Source organism: Constantimarinum furrinae (genome assembly GCF_014295415.1).
Taxonomy (GTDB): domain Bacteria; phylum Bacteroidota; class Bacteroidia; order Flavobacteriales; family Flavobacteriaceae; genus Constantimarinum; species Constantimarinum furrinae.
Window position 1 is genome coordinate 2,922,307 of sequence record NZ_CP052909.1, and the last position, 18,174, is coordinate 2,940,480.

18 protein-coding genes and 1 other RNA gene are annotated in these 18,174 nt (G+C 40.7%); 9 read left to right on the forward strand and 10 right to left on the reverse strand.

What is annotated here, in order from left to right:
• Nucleotides 1-39 precede the first annotated feature (39 nt).
• A complete protein-coding gene (locus ALE3EI_RS13360; RefSeq protein WP_186989484.1) occupies nt 40-1,437 on the forward strand; it encodes a TlpA family protein disulfide reductase in 1,398 nt (465 codons plus the stop codon).
• Nucleotides 1,438-1,507: 70 nt separating this feature from the next.
• On the opposite strand, the gene fsa is transcribed toward ALE3EI_RS13360, so the two are convergent.
• The 3 genes from fsa to ffs form a co-directional block, all read right to left on the reverse strand.
• Nucleotides 1,508-2,161 (reverse strand): fructose-6-phosphate aldolase, encoded by a 654-nt coding sequence (fsa, locus tag ALE3EI_RS13365; protein WP_186989486.1) that lies wholly within the window; start codon nt 2,159-2,161, stop codon nt 1,508-1,510.
• 95 nt (nt 2,162-2,256) lie between these two features.
• Complete coding sequence (locus ALE3EI_RS13370) at nt 2,257-3,066, reverse strand: SDR family oxidoreductase (RefSeq protein ID WP_186989487.1); 810 nt, start codon at nt 3,064-3,066, stop codon at nt 2,257-2,259.
• A gap of 95 nt (nt 3,067-3,161) precedes the next feature.
• An RNA gene (gene ffs, locus ALE3EI_RS13375) (signal recognition particle sRNA small type) lies at nt 3,162-3,260 on the reverse strand.
• A gap of 88 nt (nt 3,261-3,348) precedes the next feature.
• Here ffs and ALE3EI_RS13380 point away from each other — a divergent pair.
• The 3 genes from ALE3EI_RS13380 (at nt 3,349) to ALE3EI_RS13390 (ending at nt 6,303) form a co-directional block, all read left to right on the forward strand.
• Nucleotides 3,349-4,401 (forward strand): glutaminyl-peptide cyclotransferase, encoded by a 1,053-nt coding sequence (locus ALE3EI_RS13380; RefSeq protein ID WP_186989489.1) that lies wholly within the window; start codon nt 3,349-3,351, stop codon nt 4,399-4,401.
• A gap of 173 nt (nt 4,402-4,574) precedes the next feature.
• Nucleotides 4,575-4,715 carry a hypothetical protein gene (locus ALE3EI_RS13385; protein WP_186989491.1) on the forward strand — a complete coding sequence of 47 codons (141 nt, stop codon included), beginning with the start codon at nt 4,575-4,577 and terminating at the stop codon, nt 4,713-4,715.
• Between the two features lie 43 nt (nt 4,716-4,758).
• Complete coding sequence (locus ALE3EI_RS13390; protein WP_186989493.1) at nt 4,759-6,303, forward strand: hypothetical protein; 1,545 nt, start codon at nt 4,759-4,761, stop codon at nt 6,301-6,303.
• Nucleotides 6,304-6,389: 86 nt separating this feature from the next.
• Here the strand turns inward: ALE3EI_RS13390 and ALE3EI_RS13395 are convergent, their stop codons facing one another.
• The 6 genes from ALE3EI_RS13395 to glyA all read right to left on the reverse strand — a co-directional run bounded on the left by ALE3EI_RS13395 (nt 6,390) and on the right by glyA (nt 11,076).
• A complete protein-coding gene (locus ALE3EI_RS13395; protein WP_186989495.1) occupies nt 6,390-6,581 on the reverse strand; it encodes a cold-shock protein in 192 nt (63 codons plus the stop codon).
• 197 nt (nt 6,582-6,778) lie between these two features.
• Nucleotides 6,779-7,306 (reverse strand): YybH family protein, encoded by a 528-nt coding sequence (locus tag ALE3EI_RS13400; RefSeq protein WP_186989496.1) that lies wholly within the window; start codon nt 7,304-7,306, stop codon nt 6,779-6,781.
• A 16-nt stretch (nt 7,307-7,322) separates the two neighbouring features.
• Complete coding sequence (locus tag ALE3EI_RS13405) at nt 7,323-8,666, reverse strand: cytochrome-c peroxidase (protein WP_186989498.1); 1,344 nt, start codon at nt 8,664-8,666, stop codon at nt 7,323-7,325.
• 72 nt (nt 8,667-8,738) lie between these two features.
• A complete protein-coding gene (locus tag ALE3EI_RS13410) occupies nt 8,739-9,266 on the reverse strand; it encodes a GNAT family N-acetyltransferase (RefSeq protein ID WP_233279974.1) in 528 nt (175 codons plus the stop codon).
• Nucleotides 9,267-9,269: 3 nt separating this feature from the next.
• On the reverse strand, nt 9,270-9,797 hold the full coding sequence (locus ALE3EI_RS13415) for a DinB family protein (RefSeq protein WP_186989500.1): 528 nt from the start codon (nt 9,795-9,797) through the stop codon (nt 9,270-9,272).
• A gap of 4 nt (nt 9,798-9,801) precedes the next feature.
• On the reverse strand, nt 9,802-11,076 hold the full coding sequence (gene glyA, locus ALE3EI_RS13420) for a serine hydroxymethyltransferase (protein ID WP_317173008.1): 1,275 nt from the start codon (nt 11,074-11,076) through the stop codon (nt 9,802-9,804).
• Between the two features lie 107 nt (nt 11,077-11,183).
• Between glyA and fahA the strand changes: the two genes are divergently transcribed.
• Nucleotides 11,184-12,464: a fumarylacetoacetase gene (gene fahA / locus ALE3EI_RS13425; RefSeq protein ID WP_186989504.1), complete on the forward strand. Its 1,281-nt coding sequence runs from the start codon at nt 11,184-11,186 to the stop codon at nt 12,462-12,464.
• A gap of 49 nt (nt 12,465-12,513) precedes the next feature.
• Nucleotides 12,514-13,695, forward strand: a complete 1,182-nt coding sequence (locus ALE3EI_RS13430) for a hypothetical protein (protein ID WP_186989505.1) — start codon at nt 12,514-12,516, stop codon at nt 13,693-13,695.
• Here ALE3EI_RS13430 and ytxJ read toward each other — a convergent pair.
• Nucleotides 13,692-14,084 carry a bacillithiol system redox-active protein YtxJ gene (ytxJ, locus tag ALE3EI_RS13435; RefSeq protein ID WP_186989507.1) on the reverse strand — a complete coding sequence of 131 codons (393 nt, stop codon included), beginning with the start codon at nt 14,082-14,084 and terminating at the stop codon, nt 13,692-13,694. The two genes, ALE3EI_RS13430 and ytxJ, sit on opposite strands and share 4 nt — an antisense overlap.
• A gap of 205 nt (nt 14,085-14,289) precedes the next feature.
• Here ytxJ and clpB point away from each other — a divergent pair, with 205 nt between their 5' ends.
• The 3 genes from clpB (at nt 14,290) to ALE3EI_RS13450 (ending at nt 18,163) form a co-directional block, all read left to right on the forward strand.
• Nucleotides 14,290-16,896, forward strand: a complete 2,607-nt coding sequence (gene clpB, locus ALE3EI_RS13440) for an ATP-dependent chaperone ClpB (protein ID WP_186989509.1) — start codon at nt 14,290-14,292, stop codon at nt 16,894-16,896.
• Between the two features lie 145 nt (nt 16,897-17,041).
• Nucleotides 17,042-17,638: a TetR/AcrR family transcriptional regulator gene (locus tag ALE3EI_RS13445; protein WP_186989511.1), complete on the forward strand. Its 597-nt coding sequence runs from the start codon at nt 17,042-17,044 to the stop codon at nt 17,636-17,638.
• A gap of 45 nt (nt 17,639-17,683) precedes the next feature.
• A complete protein-coding gene (locus tag ALE3EI_RS13450; RefSeq protein WP_186989513.1) occupies nt 17,684-18,163 on the forward strand; it encodes an acyl-CoA thioesterase in 480 nt (159 codons plus the stop codon).
• The last annotated feature ends 11 nt before the right edge of the window (nt 18,164-18,174 follow it).

Below are 18,174 nucleotides of genomic sequence, written 5' to 3' on the forward strand. Positions count from 1 at the left end.
AACTAAATTATTTTTGTTTTAATGTTTAAACAAAGGCCGTTGATTAGGACTCTACTTCTCACTTTTATTTTACTTCCCTTTATTTCATGTGATAACGCCAAAGAAGCGCAGATGGAAACATGGATTGGTGGCGAAATAATTAATCCTAAGACCGATCATGTTATTCTTTTAAAGGACAATGTGCCTTTTGACACCGTTAAACTGGACGATAGAAATTTCTTTAAATACAATTGCAAGAAATTAAAACAAGGATTGTATTCATTCCAACACAGTGAATTCCAGGTGTTCTTTCTTGAACCGGGGGATAGTATCATGCTTAGAGTAAATACTGTGGATTTCGACGAGTCACTTACTTATAGCGGGCGTGGTGCAGAAAAGAACAATTTCCTAATGGAACTTTTCCTGAACAACGAGGCGGAACGAAAAACCATCACAAGCTGGTATACGCTTACACCCAAGGTATATGAGATGAAGCTTGACTCTATGCGAGAAATCCGCAATTCAATATATAATGAGTTTAATTCCACCTATGACCCAAGCGAAGAATTTAAAAGAGTGGCTAAAGCGAATATAGAATATGCCTACAACGCTAACAAAGAGTTATATGTGTCTATAAATCACCCGAGATTTATAAACCCCGAAGAGGACTATCCGAAGGGGTTTTTCGACTACAGAAAAGATATAAATTTTGGAGACAAAGATCTTCAGTCATATTATCCTTATTATCGCTTTCTCGATTGGTATTTTGATAATTTGTCTTTTCAGAAATACAAGGAAAAAAAATATCTGGATCGAAAATCCTTTATTCACAACTACAATAAAATTAAGATCATTGACAGTTTCATCACCAATGATACACTAAGGAACCGAATGTTGCGCTCTGTGGCAAGACGATATTTTGTGCATGCGAAAGATGCAAGTCACGAACAACAAATGTTGGATCTTTTCTTAAAACTCAATACCAACGAGGACGACCGGAAGGAAATCGTTGCTTTGGCAGAAGCAACTATGAAACTCACTCCCGGAAATAAGATACCTAATGTTCTTCTGGTGAATACCGACAATATGATGAAGGATCTACAGTCGGTAATTAACAAGCCTACCGTTATTTATTTCTGGTCCACGGGTTCCATAAAGCATTTTAAGACCATTCACACCCGCGTGGCTGAGCTTCAGGACAAATACCCCGAATTCGATTTTACCGGGATCAATACGGACACCCACTTTAAGAAATGGCGAGATGTAGTGCGTAAATCGGGTTATAACAAACAATTTGAGTTTCAGTTAGAAGATCTGGAAAAAGCCGAAGCTGCTTTAGTGATCAACTCTGCGAATAAAGCGATCATTGTAGATAAGGATGGAACCATTCTTGAAGGGAATACGAATTTGTTTAACTCCCTGATCGAAGCTCAATTATTGGGTATTTTAAATAAGTAGATACGATTTTTTAAAAACAAAAAACCCCGAATCGTAACGATCGGGGTTTATTTTTTTCAGAATCTCGAATTTAGTTTCCTTTTTTATAATCCTCGAGAAATTTTGCCAGACCTATATCGGTTAGGGGATGTTTTAAAAGGCCTTCTATCGACGACAAAGGTCCGGTCATTACATCGGCCCCGATTTTCGCACATTCCAGTACATGCATCGTATGTCTTACGGAAGCAGCGAGAATCTCGGTCTCAAATCCATAATTATCATAAATAAGACGTATTTCGGCAATAAGATTTAGTCCATCGGTCGAAATATCATCCAATCGTCCGATAAATGGAGAAACATAACTTGCTCCTGCTTTGGCTGCCAATAAAGCTTGCCCTGCCGAAAATACCAGTGTACAATTGGTGCGAATTCCGTTATCGGTAAAATATTTTATAGCTTTTATTCCTTCCTTTATCATTGGAATCTTCACAACGATCTGCTCGTGTAATTCTGCCAACTCCTCCCCTTCCTTGATCATCCCGTCAAAATCTGTCGCGATCACTTCCGCAGATACATCACCATCAACAATATTACAAATATCCACATAGTGCTTTAAGATATTGTTTCTCCCGGTTATGCCTTCCTTGGCCATTAAGGAGGGATTCGTGGTAACTCCATCCAAAACCCCGAGGTCCTGAGCTTCTTTAATCTGATCTAAATTTGCGGTATCTATGAAGAATTTCATGTTGTTCTAATTTGTTTGGTGCAAAAATACACAAGTTTAAATGGGAACTATATTTTAAACGGAAAAAATTTCTTTACTCCTCAGGTTATGGAACCCTACTTTAATTTATAGTGATTTAATAACATTCGCTCATACATTTTATCGGGCAGTATTCGTTTTAATAGTATAGAAAATTTTTGAAGAAATGCTCCCTCTTTGTAATGTATTCTAACGTTTTTATTCTTAATGATCCTGTAAACCGCTTCAGCCATATGTCTGGGATTCTCACCTTTGTCGACATGTTCGTTCATCATGGCCAGCGTACTGCCATATTCCTCTTTATACGGACTCTCCTCCAGTACGGGTGAATGGTATCTTCCGGCCGCGATATTTGTGGCAAAATCGCCTGGGGCTATGTTGGTCATCTGAATACCAAACTGCCTGATCTCCATTCTGAATGCTTCAGTGGTGATTTCCAGAGCTGCTTTAGTAGCCGAATAGATCCCGCGGTACGGTAATCCCATATATCCGGCAATAGATGTAATGTTGATGATCTTCCCACCGCGCTGTTTCCTCATATGAGGTAAAACTGTTTTTATGACCTTGATAGGACCATACAAATTAGTATTAAATGCCTTTTCGATCTCTTCGTCCGGAGTTTCTTCTATGGGTCCGGTGATGCCTACTCCCGCATTATTTACGACCACATCGATGCTTCCCTCCCGTTTAATTATTTCGTTGACTGCTTCCGTAATGGATTGCTTATCGCCCACGTCCATAGCGAGTAACGGAAAAGAACAAGAACTTGAATATTTCTCGGGAGAGCGGCTCGTTCCGTAGACCTTAAACCCCTTTTCTACGAGATACTCGGCTATAGCTTTACCTATACCTGAAGATCCTCCTGTTATCAGTACTACGTTTGACATATAGTGGTTTGCAATAGGCAAAGATGCGGTTACGTTAGTACTTTTCCAAATTGTGGTGCAAAATTGACTTAAAAACCCAGAAATAAGGGTACAAAAAATGGCAAGCTACCTACATCACACCGCTACGACCGTTTACCCTTGCTGCGTTCCCGCCCTGGGGGATTCAACAGGAGCTGGTTGTGTAGGACTTGCCGGTGCAAATATACGGCATTTTGAATGTTTTACAAGGATTTTTAGATATCAATTATAATAAATACCTTGCCGTAAATTAGAACAAGCTCCATGAAAATTCATAAGATATTAATAGCGATTGCTTTAGTCGTTTTGTGTACCGCCTGCGGAGATGAATCTTTAAAAGATTCAGATCTTTTTTCAATTGAAATTAAGAATCCTCAGAAAAAATTTGCTGCAGGAGATCATATTGAAGTTTCCATAAATAGTCTCAAAAAAAAGAAGGTAGAGCAAGTGGTTTTCAGTCTGGGAAATTCAACCCAATCGGGTTCAGAAAATTTTTCGGCCAGCTTAGATCTTTCCGAAGTAAAACTGGGAAATCAAAGGATAAAAGCAGAGGTCACTTCCGAAGGACGGGTGTATACAGTTTATAAGATTGTTACGATTTACGCTTCCGACAAACCTGTGTTATACACCTATAAGATCCTGGAAACCTATCCTCACGATATCAACGCCTATACTCAGGGTCTGGAGTTTAAGAATGATACGCTGTATGAAAGTACTGGTCAGTACGGTGAGTCAACTCTCAGAAAGTTAGATTATGAAACCGGAGAGGTACTTCAAAGTGTTCCTTTACCCAAGCAATATTTTGGCGAAGGACTAACGATATTAAACAATAAGGTATATCAGCTTACCTGGCAGGAAGACACCGGATTTATTTACAAGCTTCCGACGCTCGAAAAAAGCGGAACTTTTGTCTACGGAAAAAGCGTAGAGGGCTGGGGGCTTTGTAATGACGGAACTACCATCTATAAAAGCGACGGTACAGAGCGAATATGGTCCTTAAATTCGAATACTTTAGCCGAAGACGGGTATATTGAGCTCTATACAAATACTTCAAAGATCCCTAAAGTAAATGAACTCGAATGGGTAGAGGGAAGGATCTTTGCGAATATTTACCAGAAAAGTGCAGTTGCCATCGTCAACCCGGCTTCAGGAGCTGTAGAAGGTGTGATCGATCTTACCACCCTTAAGAACAATGTAACTCAGCACGAAAAACTCGATGTGCTTAACGGTATTGCCTACAAAGGTGAACCCAATATCATTTATGTAACAGGGAAGAACTGGGACAAACTCTTTAAAATAGAGATCGTAGAAAAATAGATTCGGAGTGAGGTGGTGAATATCTGAACCCGTAAGCCCCAAGTAGGAGTCTTCATATTTACTATCCCCTGCATACTGCCCACTGCTCACTGCTAACTGCCCCGTTCCCTCACTCATACAGCTTTTTCCCTCAATAGTGGTTTTCTTGGGTTGCCCATTTCACTTCCTTTGGAATGGCGTACTTCTTTAAAAATAAGAAACGCATAGAAGCAGCAGAAAACAGTGAGCTTGCCACTGGTAATACAGGTACGTTTGGGGTAAACACAGGTAAGCTTGCTGCTACTGCATTGAATATTCTTTCCCGGGAACAATAATACCCATACTAAAAAGTTATATTTTTACTGAAAATTTAATTGAATGAGGTATTTATACGGTTTGGCAATCTTGGCATGTCTTATTTTATGGAGTTCTTGCCGGAATGATTTTGAAAGTGTAGCAAGCACGGGGAATCTTGAATTCTCGCGAGATACGGTTTATCTGGACACGGTATTTACAAATATTGGTTCCAGCACTTACAATTTAAAGGTGTATAACCGAAGTGATGATGATATCAACATCCCTAACATTAGATTGGCCAATGGAGAGGCCTCTAATTACCGACTTAATGTAGACGGTATTCCCGGAAAATCATTTGAAGATATACAGATCCTTGCCAAGGACAGTATCTTTATTTTTATTGAAACAACCATAGATATCAATAACTTCCCCAATCCGGATAATGCTTTTCTATATACCGACCAGATTCTTTTTGATTCAGGAGGAAATCAACAGCAGGTAGATCTTGTGACGCTGGTGAAAGACGCTGTCTTTCTCTTTCCCGAACGTTTTGCCGACGGTACTGTGGAGACATTGAGCCTTGGAACGAACAGCGAAGGAGAAGAAATATTGATCGAAGGCTTCTTTCTGGAAGACGATGAACTCACCTTTACCAACGAAAAACCTTATGTAATATATGGTTTTGCGGCTGTAGCCCCCAACAAAACCCTTACAGTGGAACCCGGAGCCCGTGTCCATTTTCATGCCAATAGCGGTATTCTGGTTGCCAATCAAGGGACTATGATCGCTAACGGATTACCTAGTACAGATCCAGCGGTTTTGGAAAATGAAATTATATTTGAAGGAGACCGACTCGAACCGGCTTTTTCAGATATTCCCGGACAGTGGTTTGCCATCTGGCTTACCGCCGGAAGTACCGATCATGAATTCAGTTACACCACTATAAAAAATTCAACTGTGGGGATTTTAATGGACAGTAACGACGGAGACAGAACATTAACACTTAGAAACGTTCAAATTTATAATAATGCTATTTCCGGATTATTGGCCCGCACGGGTAATGTTTACGGAGAGAATATGGTGATCAATAATAGCGGTCAATCATCGCTGGCACTATCATTAGGAGGAACTTATGAATTTAATCACTCCACTTTTGCGAATTACTGGACCAACAGTTTTAGGACATTCCCTTCAGTTTTGATCGATAACATTTTTGTAGGCGAAAATGAAACGGTAACCGAACCACTAATACAAGCCAACTTTAAGAACTGTATTATCTACGGAAACGAATTGCGCGAAATAGGATTTGTTCGAGATGAAAATACAACCTTCAACTTTAATTTCACAAACTCCCTCATTCGATTTGAAGATCCCAATGGGGAGTTCACGACCGAAGAATACAATTTTCAAAATACCATGTTTTACAACTCGATCGTACGGAATACAGATCCCGTATTCTTTGATCCGGCTCTAAATGACTTAAATATTGAAACCGGGACATCGGGTGCAGAAAATATTGGGCTACCAGGTGTTTTGCCACCGGTAGACCTCAACGGAACCAACAGGCAGACTCCACCCGATGCGGGTGCATACGAAACCGTGGTTTTTCCCGATCCGGGAGGGTAAATTAACGAATCATCATATTGGAATATACAAAAAAGCCCGTCTAATATAGACGGGCTTTGTGTTTCAAAAAGATTATATAATAGAAATTATAGAACTTTTACGTTTACAGCGTTTAAACCTTTGTTTCCTTCTTTCAATTCGAATTCAACTTCGTCACCTTCGCGAATCTCGTCGATCAAACCTGAAAAATGTACAAAATGGTCTTTGTTTGCGCCTTCTTCAGTGATAAAACCGTATCCTTTGGATTCGTTGAAGAATTTTACTGTGCCTTTACTCATTATAAATATATTAAATTAATTAAGTCGCAAAGGTAGGCTTATATAATGGCTAAATGGTAATTTTAAGGAAATATATTACAGAAAATCTTGATTTTTGAGCATTTACAGCTCATAAGCGAGGAAAACATTTACTTATTTATGTTAAAATTATGCCTTTTCGGTACCGATTCCGAAGAAATATTGAAAAAAAGTACCGGTTATTGATCGGTTATGTCGGTGGATTTTTCAATTGAGCTGGCATGATCCTTAATCACATACCATGAACCGTCAATATTTTTAAGGTCATAACTCACTATCATTCGGTTAAAATAGGGTTCACCGTTTCTATCGGGTTCACGATACATAACCTCAACGACCGCCATTCCGATCTTAGAACCGGCTTCACTATTTAAAATTTTAGGGGTGAAAGTCCAATCTGGAATCGCAAACCACTCCTCGTGATACGATATAAATCCTTCTACTCCATCAATGATTTCGCTTGATGGCAAGATGAGTTGCATTTGTCCGTTTGGAGCCAAAGTAGCTCGTAGGGTATCTAAATTCCTTTCACTAACAGCGTTTAAATGTTTCTGAAGCACCTCACGAAGTGCAATATCATTCTCACGGTCTGAAACGGTTGAATCCGTCACATTTACGTGGGCGTCGGAAGCAGGTTTTACATCAAACTGACAAGACGTTGCCGTAATAAATACTCCTAATAGTAATACGAAACTCAGCTTTAACATACGTATGTTTTAAAAGTTATTCACACCCCAGATCCTCTCTTGATTGGGGGTCGTTATTCGGAATACAGTTTCCGGATAATACCGCGTCGGGAACATACCGTACCAGATCCGGATCATATAGGGCGTGGGTAATAAAATCGGTGAGCAGATCGATCTCCTCTGCTGTAAGATTTGTTGTGCCAAACTGACTCGCAAGTTGAGAATCGGGCACCACAGCGTTTTCTTTTATTCCATCATTCTTATACTTTATTATCTCCTTGATGGACGTAAAAGATCCTCCATGTCCGTAAAATGCATTGTCCTTAAGATTATATAGGGTTGGAACTTTGAATTTATAATCATCTTCCGGACGATTTGTAAAGCTGGCTCTACCTACGCGAGTGTTCATACCAAAACTTGAAATACCTGTATTGGGTCCAACAAGATCATTCATTCCCCAAGCGTAAAATTCCATAGATTTCAAAGCAGGTCCGGTATGGCATTGATAACACAATCCTTTAGAAAAAAACAGCACAGCGCCTTTTTTCTGATTTTCGGTAAGCGCATCAAAATCTCCTTTTAGCCAGTCCTGCCAAGGTGATCTGTTCGCAAGTACGGTTCGGTTAAAGGCAGCAATAGCAAGACCTCCGTTAATTCTGGAATATCTTTCGCTCACCGGTACCTCGGGAAACGCGGCATCGAACATATCGGTATATCCAAATTCCACTGCAAATTCTTCATCAATTTTTAAACGATGCGCCAATTGTCCCGTCATTCCTTGAACTTCAAGTCCCTGAAAACCCAGCAGGTTATCCGGAAGGGCAGATGCATTTTGTTCCACATAAGGAAGGTTTATACCCGCTCCTCCCAATGCCCCATTCCAAAGAGCTACTTCTTGATAGGCTACATTTACTAAGGATGGAGGCTTTATTGGTAAGGCATCTACAGAGTCCAGCGGCATAATGTTGCTTGGCATCATTATCCTGCCTTCTCCTTTTACACCGAAGCCCATTCCACCTTCACCTATTCCCTGTCGTAATCCGGAGAAAAATCCCGATGCTACCGGGTGACAACTGGCACAGGCATAAGTGTATTTGTTTACTTCCATTTTAGGACTCCCTCCTGTAGCGGTTTCATGAACGAGTAATTTTCCCAAAGCTACCTTTTCGGCGGTGATGGGATTTAAAGGATCCTGAGGAATAGAAGCATAATCGGTTTCAGAAGGTAAAGTAAAGAATGAGGTACCTTCCCCATTGGAAGCCAAATCTAAAAGCTGTAATAATTCATTATCTGTTTCATTTGGCACAGGTACATAATCGTCGTCACTACATGAGAACAATAAAATGACCAAAGCGCACAGCATCAACTTAACGAATTTCATAATCTGAGTTAATTGTTAGTCCCCTAAAAATACTCAAAATATTTGAACGTTAATAATTTCTTAAAAATTTAATCAGCTTGTGGAAAAAAGTAATAATTCCTCTGTATCATCCGTTAAAGAAATCGTACCCGTTTCAAACAGACCGAGCTTTTTAAGCAAATGGATGGATGCCTTATTTTCTTTAATTGTAACGCCGTGGAATTTGGAAATCTTATAATTCTTTCGGGCGAATTCCATTAATGCTGCAGCAGATTCGTATCCAAAGCCATTCCTCAAATATTCCGGAAGAAATGCAAAGCCGATATCGGGATGGTCCAAAGACTCTCTTTTATACAAACCACAGCTGCCTACGGCCAAACCCGTTTTTTTATAGATCACGATATAAGCTCCATACCCCCTATCTTCATTACTTACGATGTAGTGTTTTTCAATATACGCTTTTGCGTCTTCGAGGTTATTGATCCTTCTGTCACCAATATTCTTTAACCAACCCTCGCTGTTCATAAGCTTGTATATAAAGGGTGCATCTGCTAACGAAAATTTTCGCAGTTGAAGTCGGTTAGTTTCCAAAAGCACAGCTGTGTTTTCTTCGGAAGCCATGATTTATTCGCTTCTTAGTATACTGAAATACCGCTTCCAGGGTCCAACATCTTCTCGATAGTGCTTTACCATAACCCTGCTAATTTGATTTATATGACTCAGGTCGTGAATAACCCATGTAGACAGATGCTGATGAAGCGTAATTTCGCCAAACTCTGAGTGAATTCCTGTTTTATTTAAGTCACTTTCTGAAATATTCCAGGAGCGAAGTTCTTCTAGATTCTTTTTCCGAAGCATTGAAAATTCATCCAGTAAATTTTCCATTGATTTTCCTTTGGCCAATTTTTTATGACCGGTCATATCGAAGGGGGTGAAATTTTTGTTTTCGATATTATTCAGAATTATTCTACATCGCGGGATCCAATCGGTTAGCTCCCCGAAGATCAAATGCGCCATGACTTCAAAGGGACTCCAACTTTCCGGACCTTCGTTGGCGAATTTCCAGTCGTCCGGGAGATCTCTTAACAGCGTATCAAAAACCTGAGGTGATCTTTCTAATATTGCGGTCGATTTCTGAAGTTCGAAATTCATCCGCTCAATTTTTAAACAACGGTAGCCCAGCCATCATTTCATTCACTTTATGTGAGATATTTTCAAGTTTTTTGTCATCCTCAAAATTGAGAATAACCTTATCCATTAAATCGACGATGAGTTTCATATCGTGTTCTCTCAACCCTCGCGTGGTCACTGCCGCAGTACCTACTCGTATGCCACTGGTCACGAAGGGCGACTTATCATCGAAGGGAACCATATTTTTATTCACGGTAATTTCTGCCTTACCCAATGCCTCTTCAGCCTGTTTACCGGTGATATTTTTATTTCTCAGATCGATCAACATCATATGGTTGTCGGTTCCGCCGGATATCACTTTATACCCCTTATCCATAAAGGCTTGTGCCATAACAGCGGCGTTCTTTTTAACCTGAATCATATAATGCAGAAAATCGTCGGTAAGCGCTTCGCCAAAAGCGACGGCTTTCGCTGCAATGATATGTTCCAGAGGACCGCCTTGATTTCCCGGGAAGATCGCACTGTCTAATAATGAAGACATTTTTCTAAGACTTCCGTTTTTTAAAGTGAGGCCGAATGGATTATCAAAATCCTTCCCCATTAAGATCATCCCTCCGCGAGGACCGCGCAGTGTTTTATGGGTCGTTGTGGTGATCACATGACAATGAGGTACAGGGTCACTTATTATTCCTTTGGCAATTAAGCCCGCCGGATGTGCTATATCGGCCATTAGGATTGCCCCTACCTTATCGGCTATCTCTCTGAACCTTTTATAGTCGATCTCTCTGCTGTAAGCTGAAGCCCCGGCAATGATCATCTTGGGTTTTTCCTCTATAGCGATCGCTTCGATCTTATCGTAATTAAGCATGCCGGTTTCTTCATCGACCCCATAAAAAACAGGGGTATACAATCTGCCCGAAAAATTTACCGGAGATCCGTGTGTCAAGTGTCCGCCATGCGCAAGATCAAAGCCCAGAAATTTATCTCCCGGTTTTAGACATGCCGCAAAAACAGCGGTGTTTGCCTGAGACCCACTGTGAGGTTGTACATTTACATACTCGGCTCCAAACAAAGTCTTTGCCCGATCTATAGCGAGTTGTTCAACTTCATCCACTACTTCGCATCCTCCGTAGTATCGCTTTCCCGGGTAGCCTTCGGCGTATTTATTGGTTAGTACCGAGCCGGCGGCATCCAGCACCTGCTGACTCACAAAATTTTCAGAAGCAATTAGCTCCAAACCATTTAGTTGGCGTTCTTTTTCGGCTTCAATCAGTTCAAAAATCTGTTCGTCTCTTGCTATCATTACAGTAAAAAGTTAATTAATTCCAAAAATAGTAAAAGCTTGTGGTTAGTTCTTCAGAAATTATATATTTGATTAACATTTTACCAACAATAAAACTCCCAGAAATGCCATTAACCGCAAACGACCCTAAACGAAAAACATGGCTGGATGTCCCGGCGAATTCAGATTTTCCCATACAGAATATTCCCTTTGGAGTTTTCTTAACGCGAGATGATATTATCACCATAGGAACACGAATTGGAGACTATGCCATCGATCTGGGTGCGCTGCATCAATTAGGCTATTTTAAAGGAATTGATCTCACCGATGATATTTTTCTGCAGGATTCCCTAAACGATTTTATTGCCGATGGCCGAAAAACATGGCGCCTGGTTCGGAACAGAATTTCGGATATCTTTTTGGAAGGAAACGATGAACTAAAGAACAACAAAGAACACTGCAACCATATTTTATTCACTATGGAAGAAGTAGAAATGCAGCTTCCGGTGGATGTTGGTGATTACACCGACTTCTATGCAAGTAAAGAGCATGCTACCAATGTAGGCTCCTTATTCCGTGATCCTGAAAATGCATTGCTGCCAAACTGGCTGCGCATTCCAATTGGGTATCACGGTAGAAGTTCGTCAATTGTCCCATCGGGAACGCCCATTAGAAGACCAATAGGGCAAACCATGCCGGGTGATGACGGGGTACCTGGATTTGGACCTTCGCAATTACTGGACTTTGAGCTGGAAATGGCATTTATCACAACCGATAGCAATCCGCTGGGCAAAAGAGTACCCATAGGCGAGGCCGAAGATTATATATTTGGTTTAGTATTGTTTAACGACTGGAGTGCTCGAGATATACAGGCCTGGGAGTATGTGCCTCTGGGACCTTTTTTAGGAAAAAACTTCGCTTCAACCATATCACCTTGGATCGTAACTCTGGACGCTCTTGAGCCATTTAGAACCGATGGTCCCAAACAGGATCCGGAACCTCTGCCCTATCTTCAGCACGGAAAGAACAAGAATTTTGATATAAAATTGCAAGCAGGAATAAAACCTTCCGGCGGAGAAGAAACCATCGTGGCCAATTCGAATTTTAAATATATGTATTGGTCCATGGCGCAACAACTCACACACCATACAGTGAATGGTTGCAATGTGCGTAGCGGTGATATGATGGGAAGCGGTACCATTTCAGGACCCACAAAAGATTCGTTCGGCTCGATGCTTGAACTCACCTGGCGCGGACAAAATCCAATAAAATTAAAAGACGGTTCAGAACGTAAGTTCATAAACGATGGAGATACAGTGATCATGAGGGGTTACTGCGAAAAAGACGGGTTGCGTATAGGCTTTGGAAAGTGTAGCGGAAAGGTACTTCCTGCCCGTCCGTTTTAAGTTTGGCATTACAATTGTATTTTTGGTAGCATAACCAAATCAATTTGTTATGAGACAAACTATTACTTTACTCACAATGGTATTGCTGTTACTGTCCTGTAACAGCGTAAAACGGAATCAAAAATTTCTGGCTCGCGGAGATTACGATCAGGCCATCGAACTTGCCGTAAAGAAACTTCAGAAAGATAAGACCTCAGCTAAAAGCGATGAGCATATTGTATTATTGGAAGAAGCCTACAAAAAGGTCGTGGAGGACGATATACGAAGAATTGCTTTTCTGAAGAAGGAAAATAGAGCCGGCTCAACAAGAGAGATCTATTACACCTACAGAGGATTGGAGTACAGACAACAACTCCTACGGCCATTATTGCCGCTATACAGTGAAACCTTAGGAAGAAACGCCAGACTTAAGATAGTGGATTACAGCAACGAGATGATCGCAGCACAAAATGCGTATGCAAACTATCTGTATGCTGAAGGAGAGCAACTACTGAACCGAAATACTACCGATGCTGCCCGTCAGGCCTACGATATGTTTCTTGAGCTATCTGAAATAAAACCTGGATACAGAAACGTAGCTGCTTTAATTGATGAGGCTCGTTTTAGAGGTACGCACTTTGTCTATGTAACCTTGAACAATAGAAGCGGACAGATCATCCCAATACGATTAGAGCGGGAATTGCTCGATTTTAATACGTATGGGCTCGATGATTTCTGGACCGAATATCACAGCCAACGAGAGAACGGTATCAATTATAAATACGGTATCTCGCTTAATTTCAGAGATATTAATATCTCTCCCGAACGAATTTCTGAAAGAGAGGTTCGTCGTACTCAGCGTATCAAAGACGGTTGGGAGTATAAAAAAGATAGAAACGGCAATATTGTAAAAGACGAAAACGGAAAACCTATCAAGGTCGATATTTATAAAACCGTAAGCGCGGTGCTTCTCATTACCGAACAAAGCAAATCGGCATTTGTAGGAGGTACGGTAATTTACCGAGATCTGGAGCGCAATAGGGACCTGAACAAGCACCCTATCTCAACCGAATTTATATTCGAAAATGTATTTGCCACCTTCAGAGGAGATGAAAGAGCCCTAAGTGATGATGATACATTGCTTTTAGATAATAGATTTATCCCTTTTCCGGCCAATTCACAAATGGTTTATGATGCCGGAGAGGAAATTAAAATTAGATTCAAGGAAATCTTAAAGGATAATTCGTTTTAAACAAATTGCCTTAAATGATCGGCCGAAATGCTATGATGAGAATCATTGTGTACGGCAGCGCCGTTCTTTAACACAATAAGTTGTGGACTCTCGTGTGGAATTCCAAATTCGGTTGCGATCTGGTTGGACACTTCGCGATACTTCAACAGATCGAGGAAGTATAGTTTTATCTGATCATCACTTAAATCATAAGCACTTTCAAACTGTCTAAGGACCATTTTACTTATCCCACAACGGGTGGAATGTTTAAAAATAACCACGGGCGTAGATTTAGACTCTTCTTTTAAGGTCTCTAACTGAGCTACCGTGGACAATACGTGCCATGGTGTTTCTTCAATCTCCTCTTTTGCGATCTCTCTTTGCGATTTAAACTTATCAAATAATCCCATAACTTTCTTTTTATACAAAGTTAGGCAATTGCGACATGTTATTTTCTGAATGAAATGGTAAAATTAAATTTCAATCGGTCATAATGTCTGCTAAAGCACTGGATTTTACCGTCATTTTGTCTTAATCTTAGCTTGGCTCATATTTTGACTTATACGTGTTGAAAATAAAAAATAACTGAAGCACATTTCAGAAAAAATACAAACTATGAACTTTAATAATTATACCATAAAATCACAAGAAGTGATACAGCAGGCACAGCAGCTTGCGCAAAGCTTCGGTAATCAGCAGATCGAAATAGAGCACATAATGAAAGCGATCTTCGAAGTTGATGAAAATGTAACGCCATTCATTCTAAAAAAACTGAATGTCAATACGGTCTTGCTACAACAGATCCTGGAGAAACAATTGGAATCATTTCCAAAAGTTTCGGGAGGAGACATCATGCTATCCAGAGAAGCCGGAAAGGCTGTGAATGAAGCGAGTATTATCGCCAAGAAGATGAAGGACGAATTTGTCTCCATAGAACATTTGCTTCTGGCAATTTTCGGATCTAAAAGTACGATTGCACAAAGTTTGAAAGATCAGGGTGTGACCGAAAAAGCACTTAAAGCAGCTATAGATGATTTGCGTAAAGGCGATCGGGTGACCTCTCAAAGTGCAGAGGAAACTTATAATTCGTTGAACAAATACGCTAGACACCTCAATCAGTTGGCTCGCGACGGTAAATTGGATCCGGTAATTGGACGAGACGAAGAAATACGGCGGATTTTACAAATTCTCTCTCGTCGAACTAAGAACAATCCTATGCTTGTTGGAGAACCCGGAACGGGTAAAACAGCTATAGCCGAAGGATTAGCACACAGGATTGTAGATGGTGATGTTCCCGAAAATCTTAAAAGCAAGGAAGTTTATTCGCTGGATATGGGAGCCCTAATCGCGGGAGCCAAGTTTAAAGGTGAATTTGAAGAGCGACTAAAAGCGGTCATAAAGGAAGTCACTTCTAGTGATGGAGACATCGTGTTGTTTATCGATGAGATCCATACCTTGGTGGGTGCAGGTGGCGGACAAGGAGCTATGGATGCGGCAAACATTCTAAAGCCGGCCTTAGCGCGTGGAGAACTTCGCGCTATAGGAGCAACCACTTTGGACGAATACCAAAAATATTTTGAAAAGGATAAAGCTCTTGAGCGTCGATTTCAGAAAGTACTGGTAGACGAGCCCGATGTGGAAAGCGCTATTTCTATACTGCGCGGAATCAAGGAAAAGTACGAAACCCATCATAAGGTGAGAATTAAGGATGAGGCCATTATTTCCGCGGTAGAACTGTCACAACGCTATATTACCGACAGGTTCTTACCGGATAAAGCCATTGATCTTATGGATGAAGCTGCTTCAAAGATGAGAATGGAGATCAATAGTAAGCCAGAAGAGCTGGATGTACTGGATAGAAAGATCATGCAACTCGAGATAGAGATTGAGGCAATTAAACGTGAAAAGGATGAAGTAAAACTGAAAACCCTTCGAGCCGATCTTGCTAATTTAAAAGAAGAGCGCAATGAATTGAATGCGAAATGGAAGAGCGAGAAGGAAGTTGTAGATAGTATTCAGAATTACAAAACAGAAATAGAGGAATTTAAATTGGAAGCCGAACGCGCCGAGCGTGAAGGCGACTTCGGAAAGGTGGCCGAGTTGCGATACGGAAAGATCAAGGAGGCTCAGGAAGCCTTAAATAAACTGGAAACGGAACTGGCAGAAAACCAAAGCGGCAGCAGTCTGATCAAGGAGGAAGTCACCAATGAGGACATCGCCGAGGTTGTAGCGAAATGGACAGGTATTCCTGTAACTAAAATGTTGCAAAGTGATCGTGAAAAATTACTGAAGCTGGAAGACGAGTTACACAAACGAGTCGTGGGCCAGGAAGAAGCGATCGTTGCAGTAAGCGATGCGATTAGACGAAGTCGTACCGGATTACAGGATGCAAAGAAACCTATTGGATCCTTTCTGTTTCTGGGAACCACAGGTGTGGGTAAAACCGAGCTGGCCAAAACCCTGGCTCAATATCTTTTCGATGATGAAAACGCAATGACGCGTATCGATATGAGTGAATATCAGGAACGTCATAGTGTTAGCCGATTGGTGGGAGCTCCTCCGGGATATGTTGGATACGACGAAGGCGGACAGCTAACTGAAGCGGTTCGACGAAAACCTTACTCCGTGGTATTATTGGATGAGATTGAAAAAGCACATCCTGATACCTTCAATATACTGCTACAGGTTTTAGATGAAGGAAGGTTAACCGACAATAAAGGTCGCGTAGCCGATTTTAAGAATACCATCATTATTATGACCAGTAATATGGGAAGTCATATCATTCAGGAAAAATTTGATGCTTTAAAAGATAGTGATTCTGCTATGGAAGCTGCAAAGGTTGAAGTACTTGGATTATTGAAACAAACCGTGCGACCCGAATTCCTGAATCGAATCGATGATATTATCATGTTTACACCGCTAAATAAGAGTGATATTAAACAGATCGTGGAATTGCAACTTAAAGGTCTATCCAAAATGCTACAGAAACAGAACATTACCATGGATGCCACAGATGAAGCTGTCGCTTATTTGGCTGAAAAAGGATTTGATCCCCAATATGGGGCCCGTCCCGTAAAGCGGGTGATACAGCGGGAAGTTCTGAACGAACTTTCTAAAGAGATCCTCGCAGGGAAGGTCACCACAGACAGTATTATACTGCTGGATAGCTTTGACGATAAACTGGTTTTCAGAAATCAGGGTGATCTGGTTGAAAAGTCATAAAGAACAGGTTAGAGTTCCTTAAAAACTCATTTCATAATTGGTTGGTTAGTTGAAAACCATCTGTGGTTCGCCGCAGGTGGTTTTTTCAGTTTAAAATATACCATTCGGTATTTTTTAATTATCTTTGCTGAAAATTGTTAGTAACATGCTTACCAAGGCAGAACAGACTTCGAAATATATTATTGAAAAAGTGGCTCCTATTTTTAATCAGAAGGGGTATGCTGCCACGTCTATGGCCGATATTACAGCTGCCACCGGACTCACCAAAGGAGCCCTCTACGGTAATTTTAAAAATAAGGAGGCCATCGCGATCGCTTCCTTTAATAAAACCATCAATGATCTGCTGAAGCAGGTGGCGAAACATCAGGAACAGAGTGGTTCGCCATTGGGAAAACTGCTGTTGATCACCGACTTCTATAGAAATTATTTTGAATACAGTAATGCGTTGGGAGGTTGTCCTATATTAAATATAGGAGTAGACTCCACCCACCAGAATACGAAACTTTTGGAGCAGGTTCAATATGTGATTCAAAAAACGCAGTCACATATCGTCAAGCTTGTGGAATGGGGCATTGAAATTGGAGAAATAAAGACGGACGTTGATGCCCGCGCTTTTTCCAAATTTTTATATTCCAGGATTCAGGGAGCTATTTTTATGAGTCAGACCATGCAGGATAAGTCATACCTAACAGATGCCTCCGATGAAATTGACAAGTTGATCCATTCAGAATTAAAGAATTAAAAAAATTTACATAATAAAATACCAATCGGTATAAAAACTAAAAAAATGATAGCAACACCTAAGATACTTGAGAGTAAAACGACGATACGATTTCAGCATTGCGATCCCTTTAACCATTTAAATAATTCAGAATACCTCAATTATATGGTCAATGCACGTGAAGATCAGCTTATAGAACACTACGACATAAATATCTATAAGATGGCTCGTGAAGAAGGGAAAAGCTGGGTTGTTGGCAGCAACCAGATCGCTTATTTAAAACCGGCTTGGCTCATGGAAACCGTCGTGATACAGTCGCAACTGTTACATTTTGATGCTTCCAGCCTCGATGTAGAATTGCGTATGTACAATGAAGACAAATCCCGGTTAAAGGCGATCATGTGGAGTAAATATGTGCATTTTAATTTACTGGAACAACGAAGGGAACAACATTCAGATGAATATATGAAATTGTTCGAGTCTGTACAAGATCCGGTAGCTGAATCAACCTTTGAGGAGCGGGTATTGGCGCTGAAAAGATCATAGCATATTCATAT

Coding starts and splice junctions, on each gene's coding strand:
- ALE3EI_RS13430 (WP_186989505.1), top strand. CDS start 12,514: ATGAGACAAACTATTACTTTACTCACAATGGTATTGCTGTTACTGTCC.
- ALE3EI_RS13450 (WP_186989513.1), top strand. CDS start 17,684: ATGATAGCAACACCTAAGATACTTGAGAGTAAAACGACGATACGATTT.
- ALE3EI_RS13415 (WP_186989500.1), bottom strand. CDS start 9,797: ATGAATTTCGAACTTCAGAAATCGACCGCAATATTAGAAAGATCACCT.
- ALE3EI_RS13410 (WP_233279974.1), bottom strand. CDS start 9,266: ATGGCTTCCGAAGAAAACACAGCTGTGCTTTTGGAAACTAACCGACTT.
- ytxJ (WP_186989507.1), bottom strand. CDS start 14,084: ATGGGATTATTTGATAAGTTTAAATCGCAAAGAGAGATCGCAAAAGAG.
- ALE3EI_RS13385 (WP_186989491.1), top strand. CDS start 4,575: ATGGCGTACTTCTTTAAAAATAAGAAACGCATAGAAGCAGCAGAAAAC.
- fsa (WP_186989486.1), bottom strand. CDS start 2,161: ATGAAATTCTTCATAGATACCGCAAATTTAGATCAGATTAAAGAAGCT.
- ALE3EI_RS13395 (WP_186989495.1), bottom strand. CDS start 6,581: ATGAGTAAAGGCACAGTAAAATTCTTCAACGAATCCAAAGGATACGGT.
- clpB (WP_186989509.1), top strand. CDS start 14,290: ATGAACTTTAATAATTATACCATAAAATCACAAGAAGTGATACAGCAG.
- ALE3EI_RS13400 (WP_186989496.1), bottom strand. CDS start 7,306: ATGTTAAAGCTGAGTTTCGTATTACTATTAGGAGTATTTATTACGGCA.
- ALE3EI_RS13445 (WP_186989511.1), top strand. CDS start 17,042: ATGCTTACCAAGGCAGAACAGACTTCGAAATATATTATTGAAAAAGTG.
- ALE3EI_RS13380 (WP_186989489.1), top strand. CDS start 3,349: ATGAAAATTCATAAGATATTAATAGCGATTGCTTTAGTCGTTTTGTGT.
- fahA (WP_186989504.1), top strand. CDS start 11,184: ATGCCATTAACCGCAAACGACCCTAAACGAAAAACATGGCTGGATGTC.
- ALE3EI_RS13370 (WP_186989487.1), bottom strand. CDS start 3,066: ATGTCAAACGTAGTACTGATAACAGGAGGATCTTCAGGTATAGGTAAA.
- ALE3EI_RS13405 (WP_186989498.1), bottom strand. CDS start 8,666: ATGAAATTCGTTAAGTTGATGCTGTGCGCTTTGGTCATTTTATTGTTC.
- ALE3EI_RS13390 (WP_186989493.1), top strand. CDS start 4,759: ATGAGGTATTTATACGGTTTGGCAATCTTGGCATGTCTTATTTTATGG.